Below are 21,788 nucleotides of genomic sequence, written 5' to 3' on the forward strand. Positions count from 1 at the left end.
GCAAGAAAATCGCTGATTTGTCCGAACCTGATAAGAGAATTATTAGTGCGATTAGTACCTTAACTGCCGGTATCCTGGGTGGCTTAAGTACTGATAGCAGCACCGGCCTTCTCATCGGCGCGCAGGCTGGGAAGAACGCGGTGGAGAATAACTCGCTGAGTGGTGATGCGGCGCGTGAAACAGTTAAACAGGTGACGGCCAACCTGAAAGATCAGGTCAGGGATAAACTTGGTGAAGGGACATTGTCTGCTATTGTTAACAGCATTATCGGTGCGGCGGCAGATAGCGGTGATGCGTTATTAGGTGGAGCGGATTACGGTGCTGATGCGGCGATGGCGCTCACCTCATGCGCCATGGGAGACAGTTACTGCACTCAGGCATTGAACGATCTGGCGGGTAAAAATCAGGCAGCGGCAGATACGCTGAAAGCCCTGATGAAGAGTGAAACCTGGTCAGCGGTTGCAGGACAGGTGAAAGAAGCGGCTCAAGGTAACCAGCTTGCTCTGGAAGCCACAGGTGGAATGCTGGCAGGTATTCTTCTACCAGGCAAGAAACTACCTGATGGTGTTGCTGGTAAGGCCGAGTCTATTGCTGCTGATATAGGCAAAACTGGTACTGTATTTGATTCTATAAAAGGGACCCAGCCTGTTTACCCTGGTTCTGTTATACCGAAATCTTTTGAAATGACACTACCTAACGGTCAAAAAGTGTGGGTACATGGCAATGCTACAGAACACATGGCAGAATATGCGGCATCTAAAGCCGTAACTAATACGCCAGAGGCGGTCAGACTTGCCAGCCAGACAGAACTCAGAAGTTTTCAAGCTGCGTTAGATACCGCGACAAAGAACGGTATGTCATATGGGCGTATAACAGTCGATGGTTGGCAACTGGAAATCAAACCTCCGCGTGCTGCTGGTGAGTTGCCAACAGTCATTCATGCTCGTTATCTAGGGGCAAATTAAATGGATATAGAAATTACAAGTCCGATCAATATCACATTGGACGTAATAGAACTTGATGAACATATTCCATCATTGAAGTTTAATCTGGCGATTCAAGTAGATAAATTTAGTTATAGTTTGAATGTCAGTTCCCAGGTATGGCTTGAATGCCAATGCTTTGATGAATTTATCGACAATATACGGAATGATGATATAGCCCATCTTAAAGATATGAATGGATGTTTTGAGTTGATTGTAAATCCAGTTTTAGGATGGCTTGAATGGTCATGTGCTAAAGAAGAACTGCATGGATATACCACAGTATCAAAAGGCAGAGAAAAGTTAACGGACGATGCGAAATCTGCAATATATGCAGCGTTTAATGATTATCCTAAATGGTGGTGACTGTTAGATCAGGTCTAAGCTACTACAACTAAAAGTAGCAACCCCAGCCTTGGCTGGGGGTTACTACTTCTAAGCCCTAAATCCCCACACTTCCCGCCGCCACAACCGAATAACACCGGGCGCGGCGGTCACCTCCAGTTGTTCCGCGTCAGTGATCCCAGAATCGGTGATCCAATCCCTGCCGATAATCACCTCGCCGTTCTCCCGCACCCAATCCGCCCCCAAATCTTGCCGGTCTTGGCTGGCTTCGCACAGCGCGTCCCAGGTGGTGGCGTCGGTGACGACAGTGATCCAGAGCTGGTGATGTTGGAGCGTCAGTTGCAGCGGTAAAACCGAGTTTGGCCAACGTCACGCTTTCGATCGTCAGTTCAGGGATCGGCTCAGGGGTAAAAGTGATGTTCATACATTCCCCTCCGTGGCGGGCGCGGTGCGGATAATCAACTGGCCGTGTTCGGGGGTAACAGTAACGTGCTAGCCGGTAGTAAATCCCAATGCTTCCAGCCACTTACCGCTCAGGATAAGTTTAGGCTGAGGGTGCTTTTTACCGCCACTAGGTGAATAATACACTGTATAATCATTGGCTTATGTTCTTTTTCTTCAGTTGCTGCCTGTTCTGACTTACAATCACGCTTAGCCATAGTACCTGTTGTATGATCAACTGACCCAGTTCTGTGATCACTTCGATCTTCTGCCTGGTGGTAAATCTGAGCGGCTCCAGTCATCTTTCCTTAATCGCCAGTTGTGGCCGTGGGTTCTGATTTATAAATGCATCGTACCTCCTTTATTGTTCGAATTTTCCTGTTTGTTCGTGGCAGACAATGACTTAACATAGCTATCACTTTTTTGTATGGTTTATGGGTATTCGATGCGCTACTTGGCTATTATTGTTCCCTTACTTACGTTGCTCTCTGCCTGTAGTAGCAAACCGACACCTCCTGTTGCTGCCGAGCCATCGGCGGGCCTGATACAGAGCGGTTTCTTGCTTGAGCCGCAACATGTGGGGCATTTGCAAAACGGTGATTTTGCTTATAACGCCGACACAGCCCGATTTGTTGACAAAATGGTGCGTGAACACGGTTTTGAGCCTCAACAACTGCATGATGTATTAGCCCAAACTAAAAAACTGGATTTTGTTATCCGCTTGATGGATAAACAAGCGCCATCGGCAGGCCGTCCTTCCGGCCCTAATGGTGCGTGGAACCGCTATCGCAAACAGTTTATTACCCCGGATAATGTGCAAAACGGTGTTAACTTCTGGAACCAACATCAAGAGGCGTTGCAACGCGCCTATGAGGTTTACGGCGTGCCACCAGAGATTATCGTCGGAATCATTGGGGTTGAGACTCGCTGGGGCCGGGTGATGGGTAAAACGCGCATCATTGATGCCCTGGCAACACTCTCCTTTGCTTATCCACGCCGTGCTGAGTACTTTTCTGGCGAGCTGGAAACCTTCCTGTTGATGGCTCGTGCGGAGGGTAATGATCCGCTCAGCTTGCGGGGGTCTTATGCGGGCGCGATGGGGTACGGCCAATTTATGCCATCATCATTCAAAAGCTATGCTGTTGATTTTAATGGTAACGGCCACATCAATTTATGGGATCCGGAAGATGCCATCGGCAGTGTCGCTAACTACTTCAAATCCCATGGCTGGACCAAAGGTGCGATGGTCGCGGTGCCCGCTAATGGGCAAGCGCCGTACCTTGATAATGGCTTTAAGACGAAATACCCTATCTCGATGTTATCTGCCGCAGGGCTAAGCCCGTCTGGTTCGCTAGAGGGTTATCAAGAGGCCAGCTTACTGCGTCTGGATGTCGGCACCGGTTATCAGTATTGGTACGGGTTACCCAATTTCTACACGATTACCCGCTACAACCACAGCACCCATTACGCGATGGCGGTATGGCAGCTAGGTGAGGCAGTAGGCAGGGCACGTTCAATACAGTAAATGGTGAGTGAAAGGCGTTGCCGACGGTTAGCGTCGTTATGGCAAGTAGTAAAAGGGCCACATGTTACGATGTGGCCCTTTTCTATTAGTGGTTGGTGCTTCTTACAACAGGTGTGAAATATCATCTGGATTAACGGATGGCGGCGATTTACGCCAGCCGCGAGTCAGCCACAGCAAGTAGATAAAGCCTGCCAATAGCCACAATAAGCCGACTTCAAGCGCCCGTTGCTCAAGGTGAACCCACAGCCACACCGACATGACGAATCCCATCATGGGTAATAGCCCGTACTTAAACATAGCCGCAGTACCGCGGCGTTTCTCATTGATAATAAAATGCTTTATCACACTCAAATTAACAAAGGTGAAGGCACCGAGGGCACCAAAGCTTATCATCGATACCACTAAGTTCAGGTCAAGGAACAGGGCCAGCAGCGAGATGGTGGCAACGAATAAAATGGCCCGCCACGGTGTGTGGAATTTGCGATGCAGATGGAAGAACACTTTGCGTGGTAGTACGCCTTCACGCCCCATGGCATAGAAAATACGCGACACACTGGTCTGCGCGGTCATTGCGGAGGCATAAACGCCGGTCAAATAGGTGGCCATAAAGAAGTTATACATCCACTTACCACCGACATGCTCGGAGATAATCAGGCTGGCGGTATCCTGATGTGGAATCAACAATTTCCAATCGGGATAGGCCAAATGGGCAGCATAGGAAACGGCGATAAAAATAGCACCGGCGCTGATCACCGTAAAGAGAATGGCCCGTGGCAGAGTGCGTTTGGCGTCGTGCGCCTCTTCGGCCATGGTCGCGATGGCATCAAAACCGAGGAAGGCCAAACAGAGCACTGCCGCACCAGAGAGTAACCCGGATAGGTCACCGGCATTCACCAGCAGCGGCTTCATTAACGCTTCCGGGCTTAAATCGGCCTGACTGAAAGAGAGCGCAATAAATAATATGATAAAGACCATCTGTGCTGCGATCAGCGAGAAATTAACTGAGGTGAGTAAACGCACGCCCAGAATATTAAGCAGACTGACACTGATGATAGACGCAATAATAAATACCGGAGCGGGAATAGCCGGAAATGCCTCATGCAAGAAAATGCCTAAAACTAAATAATTAAGGATTGGCAGGAACAGATAATCCAAAATTTGCGCCCAACCCACCAGAAAACCGGTTTTCCCGCCAAAACTACGCTGAACATAGGAATAGGCGGAGCCAGACAGCGGCATGGCGCTGGTCATCCGGCAATAACTGAGGGCGGTAAACAGAATGGTGGCAACAGTCACCAGATAGGCAACGGGCAAATGCCCCTGACTTAATACGGTCACCTGTCCATAGGTAGTGAATACGCCTAAAGGCACCATATAGGCAAGCCCGAAAGCGACCAGCGCGGGGGTTTTAAGCACTCTGCGCAACTGAATGTTTTGTGGCATTACCGTATCATCTCCTGGTGAGAAAAAGCACCGTTACGCTGCATTTTTATGCAGCTATAGAACATAAAGGAGCGGATTTTGACATAAGGGTCGCTGTAACGCCAATGACTTCCTTCTTAGCCTATGTTGTCGTGCTCAACTCTGCTCCTGACAGATTTGCCCCCCGCATCACCGACGTGAATCAATGATGCGGGGCATTCACTAGGCTTGATAAACCACATTACCGCCGATCAGCGTAGAGTCCACCTGTGTCTGGTAAATAGCGTTTGGCGACTGCTCAAACAGGTTATTTTTCAGAATGATAATATCGGCGAACTTCCCTGCTTCCAGTGAGCCGATATATTGCTCTTTGGCAATCATATAAGCGGCATCAATAGTGGCAGAACGTAATGTTTCAATCAGCGTCAGGTCACGATCATTATCCAGCCGTGGGCCAGCCGGATGACCGTCGAGATCCCATGCACGACGGGTCATACCCACTTGCAGGTTGTACCATTCATCTAGCCGGTCAATGGGCCAGTCACTGCCATACGCAATACGTGCGCCAGCATCAAGGAAGCGTGCTGCTGGCTCCATATGCAGGAAACGGGCCTCGCCCAACATCTCACGCTCTTCATCAATTAGTACCCCCGGTAAGCCGGCCCACTGGAAGGAAAGCACTGCTGTTGCTCCCAGTTTGGCAAAACGATCATATTGATGGGGGGCAACCAGCTCGTTATGTGCTAATCCTGGGCGGATATCTTTGCCCGGCAAGGCGGCGCGCATCTGTTCCACTGCATCCAGCACCATCTCGATGGCCCCATCACCCACGGTATGAGTGTGTGGATGAAGACCTGCGCGGGCGCACTCCAGAATCACGGCATTGACTACTGGCGCGCTAAAATAGAGGTCGCCATAGCGCTCGGTATCTTGCCAGTCAGGTTGTTGTGCTGAACCCTGGTTGGCACGATACGGCTCCAGTAATGCAGCGGTCATGGTTGGGGGTTGCAATACCCCGTCGATAAACAATTTCAGGTGATCGACGGCGAAACTCGGTGCGGGTGTCCATGCGTGGCTTCCCCATTGGTGGGCGAACTCTAGCACCTCTTGTACCACGCGAGCGGCGTCCTGTGGGCCTTGCAGGCTATCAGGGGTCACTTCTTTAGCACCCAGTACCCGTAAGGTTAATGCGTCACGTTCATGCAAGCGACGGAAAGCCAGTAACTGTTCGGCAAAAACACGAGTATCCATCACGGTAGTGACACCTTGCGCATTAAGTACTTGCTGCACATGGGCCGCAATTTGCACATTCTTTTCCGCTGTGGCGGAGGGGATACTGTCAAAGGCGCGCATGGCGGGCGCATCTTCCAAAATACCGGTCAATTTACCGTGGGTATCGCGGGCAATTTTGCCATCTGGCGGTACTGGGGTGTGTTCATCAATACCCAGCAATTCCAGCGCGCGGCTGTTGGCCGCCAGCGTGTGGCAGTCATTGGAGAACAATGCGATTGGACGGCAGGTATTGAGCGAATCCAAGGCCTTTCGGCTCATATCAGCGCCGACGGGTGTCATCGCCTGACGCTGCCAGGCGCGCACGGTCAGCCAGTCATTTTCACCGTTAAAAGGATCGCTATCGAGGTGTTGCTGGATAATATCCAGTGTCTGTTCAACACTTAGCGCAGCGTAATTGAGGTTACAACCAATCAGTTGTTTCCCGCCCCAAAACGGGTGCATATGGCTGTCAATCAGGCCGGGCATCATAAACTTACCCGCCAGATCGATAAGTTGAGTATGCGCGCTAGCGAATTGCTGTTTGATCTCCTCACCGCCCGTGGCCAGAATATAGCCCTGGCCGATGGCGATGGCACTGCAAACCGTATTATCAGCATCTGCCGTATAAATTGTGCCGTTGTAATAAATACTGTCGGCGACAGGAGTCTGTTTAGTCATGTTATGTACTTTATAATATGTCCCTTCTTCCTTGACGTTAGCTGCTCCCGGCATGTTTATCACCTGAATTGCTAACCTCTGTCAGCTCATCGGGATTGGTTGCTGTGCTGCCACGCCAATGACGTTGGGGATTTGAGGAATCAGATAATCATTATAGCCTGTCCTATCAGGGAAAACTCTCTGAGTTAAGTACCGGCCAAGGTGAGAATCTATTAATGGTTTTTCAATAACTCGCTTCTCATCATTGCGGCCAGATGGCGCAAGATTTCTGCTTCTGAAAAACCTAACTCGGTAAACTGGGTTAGACCATCCAGACCGCACACCAGCCCGATCAGCCGCCAGGCAACATCACTGGCATTGATATCTGAGCGAAATTCATCGCAGGTAATGCCGGTATGGATCACCGCCACGGTAGCCGCATGCCAGTCTGACATCGACGCCGCATAGGCTTCCTTAATAAGTTCATCGCGCTCGGCTAGCATTGAAATTTCATTCCACAACCGGGTTTCTCTTCGGCCGGCTTCATCTTGTGGATAGCCCAACACTTGCTGTATCCGTTCAACGGCAGGTAAGTTTTGACTGTTTAGCGCAAAAGCAGATAACGACTGTTTAACTAAGAGTAGAAAAGCATCTGCGCGTAGTCGTGAGACTGATGTGAAATGGTGATGAACTTGCCCAACAGCCACGCCGGCTTCGCTGGCAACACGACGTACAGTGGTTGCCGCCATCCCTTCACTTATCGCGACACGCATCGCAGCCTGCAAAAGGGTGTCGTGGCGTTCCTCACGGTTCAAATAGGCCAAAGAGACTCCTTATCTGACTTATTAGTGTTTCAGCCATTATGTGATGAATTGGACGCTAGTTCAACTTTCCGCTATTATTGACATATTGAACAGGTGTTCAACATTAATATATGCCTTATTTGAGCGTTTTGTATGTCTAAAAAGTGGATGATTTTCTACGTTATTATTCTGATGTATCTCCCAGTTTCTATTGATGCAACTGTATTACATGTGGCCGCCCCACGGCTGGGTATTGCACTGTCAGCCACGGGCAGTGAATTGCTGTGGATTATTGATATTTACTCACTGGTTATGGCCTGTTTGCTGCTGCCAATGGGGGCGCTGGGGGATCGCATCGGTTTCAAACGGTTGGCGTTGTTGGGGTCGGTACTGTTCGGGCTTGCTTCACTGGCGGCGGCTTTTGCACCATCGGTTGCCGCGCTCATTGCGGCACGCGCTTTCTTGGCGATAGGTGCGGCGATGATCCTGCCGGCAACCTTGTCGGCGGTGCGCCATATCTTTACCGATGAACGAGAAAGGGCATTGGCGCTGGGGATATGGGTTGCCATCGGAACGACGGGTGCCGCGATGGGGCCACTGGTTGGTGGATTATTGATGGAATATTTCTACTGGGGTTCAGTCTTCCTGATCAATATCCCTATTATTATTGCAGTGGTTATTGCCACGCTGCTGGTTATACCGAGCCAGCCAGTGCGGGTGGAACAGTCATGGAGATTGGCTCCGGCACTGGTATTGATTACTGCGATCCTATTGCTGGTCTATGCGGCGAAAACCGGGCTGCGCGGCGGGGGAGATATGAGGGTAACTTTCCTAACCGCGTGTATCGGGGGCGCGATGCTGTTTGCTTTTGTTCGTCACCAGTTATCAACGACAGCTCCAATGATCGATTTTCGCCTGATAAGCCAGCGGGTGATCGCTGTTGGTATGGCAATGGCCATGACGGCAATGATAACGCTGGTTGGTTTTGAATTGCTGCTGACACAGGAATTGCAGTTTGTGTTAGGTAAAAGCCCACTCGAAGCGGGTATATTTCTAATGCCATTGATGATTGCCAGTGGTGTTAGCGGGCCGATATCCGGTTGGCTGGTGGCTAAATTGGGGTTACGTACCGTCGCAAGCGCGGGTATTGCATTTAGCTCATTGAGTTTTCTCGGCCTGGCCTGGACCGATTTTGCCACGCAAGTTTATCTGGCATGGGGATGGATGATAGTGCTGGGGTTCAGTATTGAAGCCTCGTTATTAGCTTCTACTGCGGCGATTATGAGTGCGGCTCCCCCGGAAAAAGCCAGTGCGGCAGGGGCGGTTGAGGGTATGGCTTATGAGCTGGGGGCGGGATTCGGGGTGGCAATATTTGGTTTGATGTTATCGCGGGCCTATACCGCGTCTATTGAATTACCAGCAGATTTACCTGCTGATCTGGTTGAGCAGGCCAGTGCTTCTATCAGTGAAACTATTCAGGTGGTCAATAGCCTTGGTGGGAATGAGCATCTACTGACCAGCGCCAAACTTGCCTTTTCTGCCTCGCATAGTTTGGTATTAGGTACTGCCAGCGCACTGTTAATTCTGCTGGCGGTGGTGGTGTGGTTTACCCTGCCGGGGAAGAAAATACGGCAATTGGGCAAACAGAGTGCCACACCTCACTGATTAGCGGGTGGTTAACACTTCATTAATTAAACAGTCATTACTCTTACTTAACTGTGTGATATACCTATTTAGGGTTTGAAACATTAGGGTTTGAAATAGGTAAGGTCTGAGCAATGACTGAGCAAACGTCCTCCGTACAACTTGATCTCGATAGCGCGGCTCAGCCTCCCATAGTGTATATCAGGGGGGATTGGGTACTGGCGCATTATCGCTTTTTGGAACCCCAAGTGGCGCAGTTGCGCGCGAATATGCCCAGTGGCGTGGTATTTGACCTCAACCAACTCGGGGCGTTAGATACCGCCGGTGCAACGTTGCTAGCTCTACTTCTGGGTGAGAATCGTGTGGCAAATTTACGCGAACTTGCGCCTAAATTGCCAGAAGAACGGCGAACCTTACTTGAAACGGTAAGCCATGTATTGCCTGACTTAGCGCCTGAGCCGTCAGAAAAACCCGCACGATTTTGGCTGGAGATGCTGGCTAACACCGGCCGTTCGGTAGATAACTTATGGCAAGATATTAAGTCACTATTGGGCTTTATTGGCCTGACGCTGGAAACCTTGCTGGGAACACTCTTTCGGCCCTCACGCTGGCGCATTACCTCATTAATTGCCAATATTCAACAGATTGGCCTCAATGCTGTACCGATCATTATGTTGCTCACCTTTTTGGTGGGGGCAGTTATCGCTTTTCTCGGTGCCACCGTACTCACTACCTTCGGCGCGGGCATTTTTACCGTCGATTTGGTGGTATTTTCTTTTTTACGTGAATTTGCGGTACTGCTTACCGCTATCCTGATGGCAGGGCGGACAGCCAGTGCTTTTACCGCTGAAATTGGCTTGATGAAAGCCAATGAAGAGATTGATGCTATCCAGACGCTGGGCTTGAATCCGGTCGAATTGCTGGTGCTACCGCGCGTCTTGGCACTATTGATTTCTCTGCCGATGCTGACCTTTATTGGTATGGTTTGTGGTATTTTTGGTGGCATGGTGGTGTGCGCCTTAACACTGGATATCTCTCCAACCATGTTTTTGTCGATTATGCAAAACAGTAATGGGTTGCAGCATTTTCTGGTGGGTATAAGCAAAGCCCCTATTTTTGCTTTCCTGATTGCTATTATTGGCTGTCTGGAGGGGTTCAAAGTGACGGGTAGCGCTGAATCTGTCGGGGTCCATACCACCACCAGTGTGGTGCATTCGATCTTTGTGGTGATTTTGCTTGATGCCGTGGCAGCGCTATTTTTCATGGAAATGGGGTGGTGAGCCAAATGACGCAAGATGCAATTATTCAAATTCGCTCTCTGGTTAACTGCTTTGGCGCACAGTGCGTGCATCAAGGGTTAAATCTTGATGTTAAGCGCGGCGAGGTTTTGGGCGTGGTTGGCGGCTCGGGTACCGGTAAATCGGTTCTGTTACGCAGTATTGTTGGGCTACGTCGTCCGACTGACGGGCAAATTCATGTTTTTGGTGAAGATTTAATGACACTGTCAGGTCAATCCCGCTCCATGGTCGAGCGCCGATTTGGCGTATTATTTCAACGAGGCGCACTGTTCAGCTCTCTAACCGTGACCGAAAACGTGGCGTTGCCATTAATAGAAAACGCCGGGTTACCCCGGGCTGAGGCTGAGCGTCTGGCTCAGGTTAAACTGGCACTGGCCGGGTTACCGCCGGGCACTGGCAGTAAGTATCCGGCATCACTGTCGGGTGGCATGGTCAAACGTGTTGCGTTAGCCCGTGCCTTGGCGCTGGACCCAGATATTCTGTTTCTTGATGAACCGACAGCGGGCCTTGATCCCATCGGTGCGGCGGCGTTCGACAGTTTGATCCGCACCCTGCGGGATGCCCTCAATCTGACGGTATTTTTGGTAACTCACGATCTGGATACGCTGTATACGTTGTGTGATCGTGTGGCGGTGCTTTCGCAGAAAAAAGTGCTGGTGGTTGATACTCTGGATAAAGTTGCGGCGACTGATGATGCCTGGATTCAGGCGTATTTTCATGGCCCACGAGGCCGGGCTGCTTATCAGGCAGCGGCAATTAACAGTGGAGAGAGGTGGTAATATGGAAACCCGTGCTCATCATGTTGTTATTGGTTTGTTCACTCTTATTGTGGTGAGTGCCGCGCTGCTGTTTTGCCTATGGCTGACAAATTCCGGTTCTGACCGCCAGTTCAGATTGTACGATATCGTTTTCAATGAACCGGTGAGTGGCCTGTCACAGGGCAGCACCGTTCAGTACAGCGGGATTCGAGTCGGTGAGGTGACACAATTGCGGTTGGACCGAGAGAATCCTAATAAGGTTTGGGCACGTATCCGCGTCTCTGCATCTACTCCGATACGCGAGGATACTCAAGCCCGCCTGACAGTTGCGGGTATTACCGGCACTTCAAATATTCAATTCAGCAGTGGCAGCCAGGACAGCCCGTTGTTGGAAGGCAAAGATGGCGATGTTCCTATCATTATTGCCACCCCTTCGCCGATGAGTCAGTTACTGGCTAACGGTGAGAATTTCATGACCAATGCGAATGAAGTGTTGGTGCGCTTGAACCAGCTGCTGGCACCGGATAACCAGCAGCGCCTGATAACGACACTGGATAATCTCGCGCTGGTCACTCAAACCGTGGCTGATCAACGTGGCGATCTTCGTACCCTGTTACAGCAGTTGGCGCAGGCCAGTAAACAGGCTAATGAGACACTGGCCCAAACTAATCGCCTGCTGCGTAATGCTAACGGCTTAATGGATGGGCAGGGGAAACAACTGGTCAATGATGCCGCCAAGACCATGGCATCGTTGCAAAATACCAGTACCATCCTCAATAAATTGGTGAATGAAAATAAAACCTCACTCAATAACGGGATGCAAGGGATGAATGAGCTGGGGCCGGCTGTGGATGAGCTGCGCAGAACATTAGCGACATTACGTGCCGCCGTTTCTCGTTTGGAAGAAAACCCAGCGGCCTTGTTGCGCGGCCGTGAAAGAACACAGGAGTTTACGCCTTAATGCTCTCTCTTAATCTAATGCGCTATGCAGGCCGCCGTGTGTGGCTATTGATGATATCTGGCGGGGCGATACTGCTCTCTGCCTGTACCATTTTACCCTCGGCCCCCGTATCACAAGTTTATCTTCTGCCGGTGCCACCAGCAGTGAGTGCGCCGCGCGCGCAGACAGTAAACTGGTCATTACGGGTTTCACAACCGGCGACGAACCAGTTTCTTAATAGCTCACGCATAGCGGTGCAGCCTCAGGGCCAGGAGATTGCAGTTTATAAAAACTCTCGTTGGAGTGATTCAGCGCCGATTCTGGTGCGCAATCGTCTTATTCAGGCGTTCCGTAGTGATGGACGAATCCGCGCAGTCAGTAGCGATGATGACAGCCTACAGGCTGATGTGGAGTTGAGTGGTGATTTGTCTGCGTTCCAAGGGGTATATCATGTTGGTAGCAGCGAAGTGCTGATCCGCTTTGATGCCCGGCTGGTAAGAATTTCGGACCGTAGGATTATTGCGACCCGCCAGTTTGAAATTCGCCAACCGATAACAGGTAGCGAGATGAATGAGGTGATTCAGGCCTTTGGCCTGGCCAGTGACCAGTTAGCCACCCAAGTGCTCAACTGGACCATGCAGCAGTCTCCTCAGTAGCACGGGTTATCAAACTAGGACAGGTTGAAGCGAGAATATCGTGATAGCTTAGGTTTTATTTTAGGCGAGTTGGCAGTAGCTAACTCGCCTTTTTAATCGGCGGTTTATGGATTCAGAGAAAGAATCTCGCCCAAGGGGGAAAATATTCTCTTTATTGTTTTGTGACTAGTATCTCATTGGGTGTGGTACTTATGGTAAGTAAATTATTTAACTTGTTGTATTTCATGTATTTTTAATTAAATTTATCTGTATTTTAATTTTTCATTAAAGAGAATAATATTCTCCAGCTATTAAAAACAACAGGAAAATATGAAAAGTATTTCTCCCATTAAAACCATAAGATAAAAATAAATAAAATCACTGATTAATTATTTCAAATGCAAAAAATTACGCATCAACAGTTGCTCGATTGGTTGAGAAAAGAAGTAAAACTTTCATTAGGTTGTACTGAACCTATTGCTATTGCGTATGCTGCTGCGGTGGCTGCCAAATATCTCAACGCACCGATATTAAAAATAACGGGGGAGATATCGGAGAATCTGTATAAAAATGCGATGGGGGTCACTATCCCGGGAACAACTTATTGCGGAGTGACTCTTGCGGCGGCGATAGGGGCTATTGGCGGTAACGCGGATGCCGATTTAGAAGTATTGAAAGACATTACTGCGGCACAAATTACCCAAGCTTATATGTTCAATGAATCAGGTAAAGTGTGTTTAAACGCAGTAGATGCTGCGGACTTTATTTTTATTGATATTACGTTATATAGCCTTGATGAACACTGCCGGGTTGTGATTCAAGGTGGCCATACCAATGTCACGCAAGTATATATTAATAATATAAAACAAATATTAGCCCGAGACTTAATCACCGACAATGAAAAGGGCGCACTACCCGAATTTTCACTTAACGACGCATTTAAATTTGTGACCGATGTTGGTGCTAAAGATATTATGTTTATGTTGAAAAGTGCTGAGATTAATACTGCGCTTTCTGATGAGGGGCAAAGGAAGAGCTATGGTTTGAACGTGAGTGGGGCGCTGTCGCAGGCCAGGAAAAACGGCTTTATCAGCACTGACTTACTGAGCCAAATGTTGATCAACACCACTGCGGCGTCAGATGCCCGTATGGGAGGCGCACCCTTACCCGCGATGTCAAATTATGGCTCAGGTAATCAAGGGATTACCGTGACAATGCCGGTAGTGACACTTGCCAGACATCTAAATACCGATGATGAAACCCTGGCCAGGGCATTAGCATTGGCTCATTTGGCTGCAATTTCAATTCATATGCGTTATACCCGATTGTCTGCATTGTGTGCGGCTTCAACGGCAGCAATGGGCGCAGCGGCAGGTATGAGTTGGTTATTGACCCAAGATTTTCAGACTATCTCCTACGCGGTCAGTAATATGATCAGTGATATCAGTGGGATTATTTGTGATGGTGCATCAAATAGTTGTGCGATGAAAGTGTCTACTGCCACCGCCTGCGCATTTAAGTCGGTGTTGATGGCGCAACAAAATAGCGTTGCAGGGGAGCGTGATGGCATTGTTTCTTGTAATGTTGAAGGTTCTATCAACAATTTATGTAAATTAGTGTTATCGCCGATGAGGCAAACAGATAAAGAAATTATCAGTATAATGACACGTAAATAAATATTACGGTTTAACTGCGTGGCCTAACGTCATTATTAATAATGATCGGTGGGTTATCGTAAAAATTTAAAGGGACAAATAATGAATAAGTCAAAATCGATCGCGACTCTGGTTATCCATGCCGGAGATCAAGTTGACCGGGGCAATAATGCTATTTTTCCACCAATTACTACTGCCAGTTCTTTCATTCAACCCAATTTAGGCGAAGAAGGGGAGTTTTGTTATTCCCGTTGCAGTAACCCGACAAGATATGCGTATGAAACCGCCTTGGCTGAGTTAGAAGGTGGTATCTATGCCACAGCGACCGCTTCCGGTATGGCAGCAACTGCACTTATATTGGAGTTGCTACCTAAAGATTCCCATGTATTAGTAATGAAAGGGGTCTATGGCGGTACTTATCGGTTGTTTGAACGTCTGCGTAAACACACTTCAGGCACCACATTCAGTTATGTCGATCTTAACGATCTGGCGTCAGTAAATAGCCATATTCAGAAGAATACAGCTTTAATCTGGATTGAAACGCCCACTAACCCACTGTTGGAATTAGTTGATATTGAAGTGGTATGCCAGGTTGCCAAAAGCAGGGGAATAATGAGCTGCGTGGATAATACCTTTGCCAGTGCCTGGAACCAACGGCCGCTCACTTTAGGTGCTGATATTGTTATGCTCTCTACCAGTAAATATATTGGTGGGCATTCAGATTTAATTGGTGGTGCAGTTATTACCAATGTGCAGAATATTGCTGACCAACTGGATTTTTGTAAAACCACCGTTGGGGCTATTGCTTCGCCGTTTGATGCCTATTTGGCATTACGCGGCATGAAAACACTTGATGTTCGTATGGAACGTCAATGCAGTAATGCTTTAAAAATCGCGCAGTTTTTAGCACAACATTCTAAGGTACTAGATGTCCATTACCCTGGTCTGGAATCACATCCTCAATATCAATTGTGTAAAAAACAGATGCGTTCTGGCGGGGCGGTAGTCAGTATCCGATTAAAAGGCGATATAACAGCGGTGAAAACCTTTATTGCCAAGCTAAATTATTTTGTTTTAGCCGAATCACTGGGGGGCGTTGAAAGTATGGTTAACCATTCTGCTTCAATGTCGCATGGTTCTATGTCTCAAAACGAGAGGGAAAATATAGGCATATACGATACAACACTACGGCTTTCAATCGGTATCGAAGATATTAATGATTTAATAGCAGACACAGAGCAAGCCCTTTCCTTTATACAATAATTAATAGGGTAGTCATATGCATGATTATGGCGTGTGGACAATTATAACTCCACTGGTAACTATTTGTTTGGCGATTTTTACTCGGCAGGTAATATTGTCGTTATTAATGGGGATAGTTGTTGGATTTACGGTTATTAATGATCACAATCTACTTCAGGGGATCAGTGGCACTTTAAATGGAATTATTGATACATTCTCTTCTCCAGGTAATACTCGTACCGTTATTTTTATGGTGATGATTGGCGGGATCATGCGCTTAATTGTCGTGACCGGGGGCGTTCGAAGTTTAGTTCGCGCCTTAACAGAAAAAACTCAGTTTGTTACCAATAAAAAAGCAGTGCAGTTGTTGGCGATGGTGATTACGTCAATTATTTTCATTGAAAGTTCGATCAACCAACTTATTGCCGGTGCATCGACCAAAGATCTGGCAAAAAGATACGGTCTATCACCAGAGAAAATGTCTTATATTGTCCAAACCTCCTGTGTATCGGTCTGTTCTTCAGCAATGATTAATGGTTGGGGGGCGGCAATGATGGGGGTTATCGGTGTCCAGATCGCCAAAGGGTACATTGATGGACAGCCTTTTGAGATTCTGGCCAGATCGATGGTATGGAATCTGATGGCATGGTTCTCGTTGGCGTCAGTGCTGTTCTATATTTTCTCCGGGGCATCTTGGGGACCGATGAGAAAAGCTGAGGTGAATTTCACCAGCAAGCAGGATCTGCACGTTGAGAAAGAAAAAGATGAAGTCATTGATCATCCGGCGTGTAATTCATTGCTTAACTTCCTCATCCCTATCTTATCGACAGTTATTGCGGTGCCGGTTGCCCTTTATGTTACAGGGGACGGTGATTTCACTAAAGGTAGCGGCTCTATGTCGGTATATAGCGCCGTGATGTTTGGGACAACGGTTTCTTTTGTTTGGTTCTGTGGGCGACGGATCCTGAATATAGAATCCTTTTTTAAAGAGTTGTATATCGGTTACGCCAGTATGGTGAAAATCAGCTCAATAATGGTATTGGCATTTTTGATGGGGAATGTCTCTGCTGATCTCAATACCGGGCAATATATTGCTACTATCACCTCCGGTGTTATTTCTCCTGGATTCTCAATTGGCTTTATTTTTATTATCAGTGCAATTATGTCGCTAGCGACGGGGACATCATGGGGCACGTTTGCCATTATGATCCCCATAGGTGTTCAGCTTGGGGTTTCTTTGGGGATGCCAGTGGAATATATGATTGGTGCGGCCATTGCAGGTTCTATTTTTGGTGACATGACATCGCCTATCTCTGGTGATGCCATTGTGGCGTCTATGGCGACGGATTGTGACCATATTGAGCATATTCGAACACAAATGCCCTATGCCATTGCAACTGCAAGTATTGTTTTGGCAATCTATCTCTATCTCGGTTTTACGGTATAACCTGATGGCCTTCTATCTTACTGTTAGATAAGAATGATCAACGGATACCCCTCCAAATAATGCCATTATAAATATTTGTAATGGCATTATTTCTGCTTTTAACTCCTGCTATTTCCCGCTGGGAATGCTTAATTTAATGAATTCACCGCTTTTATTTCTGCTGTATTTACCTGCTTGCTTACTGTGCTTATGTCAGGTTAAGTAAAGTCCAACAATTAAACTGACCGAGTAATTATCGACTCCCGCAAAATAACTGACGGCGATTGGAAAAATATATCTTATATAAAATAAGTGTTGATTTTATGTTTCGAAATGTTTGACTATTGTTCTGTAAATTGAGCAAAAGGGAATCATTATGCTTTGGAAAAATACCAGGGAGCAGTTCGGGCGCATGACTATTGCTATCCACTGGTTAGTGGCATTTACGGTGTATGCGTTGTTTGCCCTGGGTTTATGGATGGTAACTCTGGGCTACTACGATGGCTGGTATCATCAGGCACCTGAAATACATAAAAGCATCGGAAGCATACTGTTTGCGGTGATGTTATTTCGGGTGATTTGGCGCTTTATTTCGCCGCCCCCCAAACCCTTATTGAGTTATAGCCGTTTAACTCGGGTAAGCGCGATATTGGCGCATTTGATTTTATATATTGTCCTATTTTGTATCATGTTCAGCGGTTATTTGATCTCAACAGCAGATGGGCAACCAATCAATATATTTGGTTGGTTCAATGTCCCTGCAACACTGACCAATCTACCTGACCAGGCAGATACTGCCGGAACTGTACATCTCTATTTGGCTTGGGCAGTCGTCGTGCTTTCACTGTTGCATGGACTGGCCGCGATTAAGCACCACTTTATTGATGGTGATGTAACCCTTAAGCGGATGCTGGGACGTAGCACCGATTAACCAACTGTATTATGGAGAATTAAATATGTTTAATAAGACCCTGTTGGGCCTGGCTGTAGGTGCACTGATGTTTACCGCAGGCAGTGCCGTAGCCGCCGAATATAAAATCGATAAAGAAGGGCAGCATGCCTTTATCGAATTCAGGATTAAACATTTAGGATATAGCTGGTTATACGGCAGTTTTAATGATTTTGACGGTTCTTTCACTTTTGATGAGAAAAATCCGGCCGCTGATAAAGTTAATGTGGTGATCAATACCAATAGTGTTGATACCAACCATGCAGAGCGTGACAAACATCTGCGTAGTAAAGATTTCCTGAATGTCGGTAAATTCCCACAGGCAACGTTTGAGTCGACTGACGTTAAGAAAAATGCAGAAGGCTATTCGGTCGTGGGTAACCTGACATTAAATGGTGTCACTAAGCCGGTGACATTGGAAAGCAAGTTGACTGGTCAAGGTAGTGATCCTTGGGGCGGTTATCGTGCTGGCTTTGAAGCAAATGGTACTATCAAGCTGAAAGACTTTAATATCACCACTGATTTAGGCCCGGCATCACAGGAAGTCGAACTGATTTTGTCAGTCGAAGGTGTTCGCGCCAAATAGTCAGAGCGATACCAATACCGTCGTTGTTTGACCTAAAGGAGCCTTGTGCTCCTTTTCTTTGGGTGCTACTTCGCGCTGACTTCTGGCGTTAAATGCTAAACTAATTAATCAGATATCTTTCCAATGACTATACTTAAAAAAACGAGCCGTAGCGTGCAAGCATCATTAAAAGATTGATCTGACTCACTAGTCGTATTTAATTGTTTGTGGGGTATATATGGCCAATGTTCCCAAAAAAACGCGCACTATCAAGCCTCCCTCCTATTTAGATGCCATTATTCCGATGTTGTCGTTGGTGTTACTCGTCGGCGCATCTGTCGCTCTGTTTGGCCTAAATGCCGTCAATGGACCATTACAGGTCGCGCTTATTCTTTGCACCATGATTACCGCTGTAATCATTATGAAGAATGGTCATGTATGGGAGGATATTGCCCAATCCACGCGTAAGGGAATATCAACAGTGGTTGGCGCGATATTTATCTTACTTGCTGTTGGTGCATTAATTGGGACCTGGAACATGTCGGGGACGATACCGACTTTAGTTTATTACGGCATTATTCTGATTACACCAAATTGGTTTTTCCCCATTACATTTCTTGTTTGTGTCGGGGTTTCTCTAAGTATTGGCAGCTCCTGGACAACGGCGGGAACCATTGGGGTAGGGTTGGTTGGGTTATCCAATATGATTGGTGTCTCACCAGAGATAACCGCAGGTGCCGTGATTTCTGGTGCCTATGTGGGTGATAAAATCTCGCCATTATCCGAAAGTACTGTGTTGGCCGCACAGTTGAATGGTGTTGAATTGTATCGCCATATACAGGCACAACTTTGGACCACAATTCCTGCCGCATTGGTTGCTTTGGTAGCATTCATCATATTGGGTATCAATCAACAAGCCAGCTTTGATGCCACAATTACGCACGCCGAATTAGCCCGATTTGATGAGTTATTCAACATTACGCCTTGGAATTTACTGCCACTGGTATTCTTACTTGGATTATCCGTCGGTAAAGTCCCGGCACCGTTGGCCATTATTAGCGCGGCGTTATTGGCTGGTGTGATGGCAGCATTTATTCAGCCGCAGGCCATTGCGCGCTTTATTGCTGAACCTGATACCGCGTTACCCATTGCTGCGGTGAAGGGCGTTTGGTTGGCGATGGCTAATGGTTTTCAGGAGAACTCCGGTATTCCACAGATGGATGCATTGTTGTCGCGTGGGGGAATGGACAGCATGCTGCTGACTATCTGGTTGATTATCGGTGCAGTGACATTCGGTATTATGGTGGATGACTTTGGCCTGCTTAATAAACTGGTAACCCCGATTTTGTTGCGGGCTAAAACTGTTGGGCAACTTTTTGCTTCGGCGGTTGCTACGGCCATTGGGCTTAATATCGTCGCGGGTGATCAATATATTGCTTTATTGCTGCCAACACGGTTATTCCACGGTGAATTTGCCAAACGCGGGTTAGCACCTGAAAATCTCTCACGCCTGGTGGGGGATGCCGGTATCGTCACCTCTCCGTTGATTCCCTGGAATTCTTGCGGTGCTTATATGGCGGCGGTATTGGGTGTATCCACCATGGGCTATCTGCCATTTGCGGTATTTAATATTGCCGCGCCGATAGTCACGCTAATACTGGGTATCACCGGCTATAAGGTCCGCCGTATTGTGGTTGAGAGAGCATCATCGGTGCCACCAATAGCCAGTGATCGCCGAGAGGATGGGCTATAAACACCAGCTGTTCCTTGCTATGCCCAATATACGCCCAGTGAACTGGGCGCTTTATTGATGGTTGAGCGCTAATTGGCTTAAATATGGCCCGTCACTGATTGAATCCCTGATAATCAGTTCGGACTGAAATATATTTTCAGTTGATAAATATCCTCCGTCCAGCATTGAAATTAGCCGATTAATGACGTCATTTATCATACCGCTGACGGGGTCTTTAATACTGGATAACGATGGACTTAGAAAAGGTGCAATGGGGATATTGTCGAAGCCAATAAGAGAGACCGCTTCAGGTACGCTGATCCCTGCCTGATTTAATCTTTTCATGGCACCAATTGCCATATCATCATTGCTGGCGATAATCGCACTAAATGGTTGTTGGCTGGCTAATAACGATTCTACCGCAGTTGCACCACTGAGCGGGGTCCATTTTCCTTGAATAATAAGGTTATCGCGCAGCGGAAGAGAAAATGCATTTAATGCTTCTTTATATCCAGAAAGGCGCTCAATCGCTGTTGGTGAATCCAGTGAGCCGGTGATAAATGCAATATCCTGATGGCCCCGCTCAATGAGATATTTTGTCGCATTATAACTGGACCCTTTATGATCGCAGAAAGTACAGTGGCTGTGGTTTTTTCTTAATTTTCTGTTGACCACCATAATGGGCTGCTTATATTTATCAATAATAAGATCCATATCATCCACAGTTAAAAATCGGGGATAAATTATTATTGCGTCGCAACGTAAGTCGAGCAGGAATTGGATTGCTTCTTGTTCCTCTTCCGCGCTGTGTTTCCCGTCAACCAGCACCAGTTGACGGCCATTATTCTCTAATTTTTTGGCCGCTTGAGACAGTATTTCATTAAAGTAGTTACCATTATAAAGAGTATTGGTCACCACCAAACCAATGCATTGTGATTTATTGGTCGCCAGATTTCTTGCCAGCAAGTTTGGTCGATATCCGCTCTCTTCAATCGCTTTATATACCTGCGCTTTAGTCACTTCACTGACATAGCCTTTGCCTGACAGAACACGCGAAACAGTGGCTTTCGAGACACCTGCTTTTTTTGCCACTTCTAGCATTGTAGACATAGGTCTTTCCTACCCGTTGAAAATTATTGTCATTCTATACCTTTCGCCCTCGAAACTGCACGGCTGTTAGCAATATTCACTTACCCTATGGGCGGGTAGACATGCTGTTCCAATTGGGTTCTGGCCCATGCGCTATAGACTGGCGGCTGACTGGCAATACTCAGTTCTTTAGGCTCACAACTACTGTCGTGCACAATAACACGCCTAATTAATGCTGATCGTTATCACAAAATAAGAATTTAATTACTCCATCTATTGAATTGCAGTCAGTAATTTAAGATTCTCGTGTGGAACCGGTTACCTAGTTGCCTGATAATAACTAAAAGCAAGGGTGTATCGGCAGGTAATATTTAAATAACACTATGAATATAATAGCTAATTACCAT

General features: G+C 47.4%; 18 protein-coding genes and 2 pseudogenes. 14 read left to right on the top strand and 6 right to left on the bottom strand.

The window, feature by feature from the left end:
* Positions 1-56 precede the first annotated feature (56 nt).
* Positions 57-965 (top strand): annotated as a pseudogene (locus tag V2A84_RS02990) (VENN motif pre-toxin domain-containing protein); the annotation flags it as partial.
* Positions 966-1,349: a hypothetical protein gene (locus tag V2A84_RS02995; RefSeq protein ID WP_083163518.1), complete on the top strand. Its 384-nt coding sequence runs from the start codon at positions 966-968 to the stop codon at positions 1,347-1,349.
* A 69-nt stretch (positions 1,350-1,418) separates the two neighbouring features.
* Here the strand turns inward: V2A84_RS02995 and V2A84_RS03000 are convergent.
* Together V2A84_RS03000 and V2A84_RS03005 are read right to left on the bottom strand one after the other, a co-directional pair.
* A pseudogene (locus V2A84_RS03000) lies at positions 1,419-1,752 on the bottom strand (hypothetical protein).
* Between the two features lie 68 nt (positions 1,753-1,820).
* Positions 1,821-1,916: a SymE family type I addiction module toxin gene (locus V2A84_RS03005; RefSeq protein WP_193784803.1), complete on the bottom strand. Its 96-nt coding sequence runs from the start codon at positions 1,914-1,916 to the stop codon at positions 1,821-1,823.
* Positions 1,917-2,214: 298 nt separating this feature from the next.
* On the opposite strand from V2A84_RS03005, the gene mltB reads away from it, so the two are divergent.
* Positions 2,215-3,294, top strand: coding sequence for a lytic murein transglycosylase B (mltB, locus tag V2A84_RS03010; RefSeq protein ID WP_193784804.1), 1,080 nt, complete (start codon positions 2,215-2,217; stop codon positions 3,292-3,294).
* 102 nt (positions 3,295-3,396) lie between these two features.
* Here mltB and V2A84_RS03015 read toward each other — a convergent pair whose 3' ends face one another.
* The 3 genes from V2A84_RS03015 to V2A84_RS03025 all read right to left on the bottom strand — a co-directional run bounded on the left by V2A84_RS03015 (position 3,397) and on the right by V2A84_RS03025 (position 7,469).
* Positions 3,397-4,737 carry an APC family permease gene (locus V2A84_RS03015; protein ID WP_083163522.1) on the bottom strand — a complete coding sequence of 447 codons (1,341 nt, stop codon included), beginning with the start codon at positions 4,735-4,737 and terminating at the stop codon, positions 3,397-3,399.
* A gap of 201 nt (positions 4,738-4,938) precedes the next feature.
* Complete coding sequence (locus V2A84_RS03020) at positions 4,939-6,666, bottom strand: amidohydrolase (protein ID WP_420073282.1); 1,728 nt, start codon at positions 6,664-6,666, stop codon at positions 4,939-4,941.
* A 212-nt stretch (positions 6,667-6,878) separates the two neighbouring features.
* Entirely contained in the window at positions 6,879-7,469 is a 591-nt protein-coding gene (locus tag V2A84_RS03025; RefSeq protein WP_083158179.1) for a TetR family transcriptional regulator, read from the bottom strand.
* A gap of 132 nt (positions 7,470-7,601) precedes the next feature.
* Here V2A84_RS03025 and V2A84_RS03030 point away from each other — a divergent pair, with 132 nt between their 5' ends.
* The 11 genes from V2A84_RS03030 to V2A84_RS03080 all read left to right on the top strand — a co-directional run bounded on the left by V2A84_RS03030 (position 7,602) and on the right by V2A84_RS03080 (position 20,313).
* Positions 7,602-9,113 (top strand): SmvA family efflux MFS transporter, encoded by a 1,512-nt coding sequence (locus V2A84_RS03030; protein ID WP_083158180.1) that lies wholly within the window; start codon positions 7,602-7,604, stop codon positions 9,111-9,113.
* Positions 9,114-9,226: 113 nt separating this feature from the next.
* A complete protein-coding gene (locus V2A84_RS03035) occupies positions 9,227-10,372 on the top strand; it encodes an MlaE family ABC transporter permease (protein WP_083158181.1) in 1,146 nt (381 codons plus the stop codon).
* 5 nt (positions 10,373-10,377) lie between these two features.
* Positions 10,378-11,169 carry an ABC transporter ATP-binding protein gene (locus V2A84_RS03040; RefSeq protein WP_193784620.1) on the top strand — a complete coding sequence of 264 codons (792 nt, stop codon included), beginning with the start codon at positions 10,378-10,380 and terminating at the stop codon, positions 11,167-11,169.
* Position 11,170: 1 nt separating this feature from the next.
* On the top strand, positions 11,171-12,109 hold the full coding sequence (locus V2A84_RS03045) for an MlaD family protein (protein ID WP_083158182.1): 939 nt from the start codon (positions 11,171-11,173) through the stop codon (positions 12,107-12,109).
* 17 nt (positions 12,110-12,126) lie between these two features.
* Positions 12,127-12,744 (top strand): ABC-type transport auxiliary lipoprotein family protein, encoded by a 618-nt coding sequence (locus V2A84_RS03050; RefSeq protein ID WP_442821424.1) that lies wholly within the window; start codon positions 12,127-12,129, stop codon positions 12,742-12,744.
* Positions 12,745-13,121: 377 nt separating this feature from the next.
* Entirely contained in the window at positions 13,122-14,399 is a 1,278-nt protein-coding gene (locus V2A84_RS03055; RefSeq protein ID WP_083158184.1) for an L-cysteine desulfidase family protein, read from the top strand.
* A gap of 81 nt (positions 14,400-14,480) precedes the next feature.
* Positions 14,481-15,641 (top strand): trans-sulfuration enzyme family protein, encoded by a 1,161-nt coding sequence (locus tag V2A84_RS03060; protein WP_083158185.1) that lies wholly within the window; start codon positions 14,481-14,483, stop codon positions 15,639-15,641.
* A 16-nt stretch (positions 15,642-15,657) separates the two neighbouring features.
* Positions 15,658-17,067, top strand: coding sequence for a Na+/H+ antiporter NhaC family protein (locus V2A84_RS03065; RefSeq protein ID WP_442820644.1), 1,410 nt, complete (start codon positions 15,658-15,660; stop codon positions 17,065-17,067).
* A 355-nt stretch (positions 17,068-17,422) separates the two neighbouring features.
* Positions 17,423-17,977, top strand: a complete 555-nt coding sequence (locus V2A84_RS03070; RefSeq protein ID WP_083158187.1) for a cytochrome b — start codon at positions 17,423-17,425, stop codon at positions 17,975-17,977.
* 25 nt (positions 17,978-18,002) lie between these two features.
* A complete protein-coding gene (locus tag V2A84_RS03075; protein WP_083158188.1) occupies positions 18,003-18,581 on the top strand; it encodes a YceI family protein in 579 nt (192 codons plus the stop codon).
* Between the two features lie 217 nt (positions 18,582-18,798).
* Complete coding sequence (locus V2A84_RS03080; RefSeq protein ID WP_083158189.1) at positions 18,799-20,313, top strand: Na+/H+ antiporter NhaC family protein; 1,515 nt, start codon at positions 18,799-18,801, stop codon at positions 20,311-20,313.
* Between the two features lie 51 nt (positions 20,314-20,364).
* Here V2A84_RS03080 and V2A84_RS03085 read toward each other — a convergent pair whose 3' ends face one another.
* Positions 20,365-21,402: a LacI family DNA-binding transcriptional regulator gene (locus tag V2A84_RS03085; protein WP_083158190.1), complete on the bottom strand. Its 1,038-nt coding sequence runs from the start codon at positions 21,400-21,402 to the stop codon at positions 20,365-20,367.
* Between the last annotated feature and the right edge of the window lie 386 nt (positions 21,403-21,788).

The sequence above is a fragment of the Yersinia sp. 2553 StPb PI genome, from assembly GCF_052217105.1.
Lineage (GTDB): Bacteria > Pseudomonadota > Gammaproteobacteria > Enterobacterales > Enterobacteriaceae > Yersinia > Yersinia enterocolitica_E.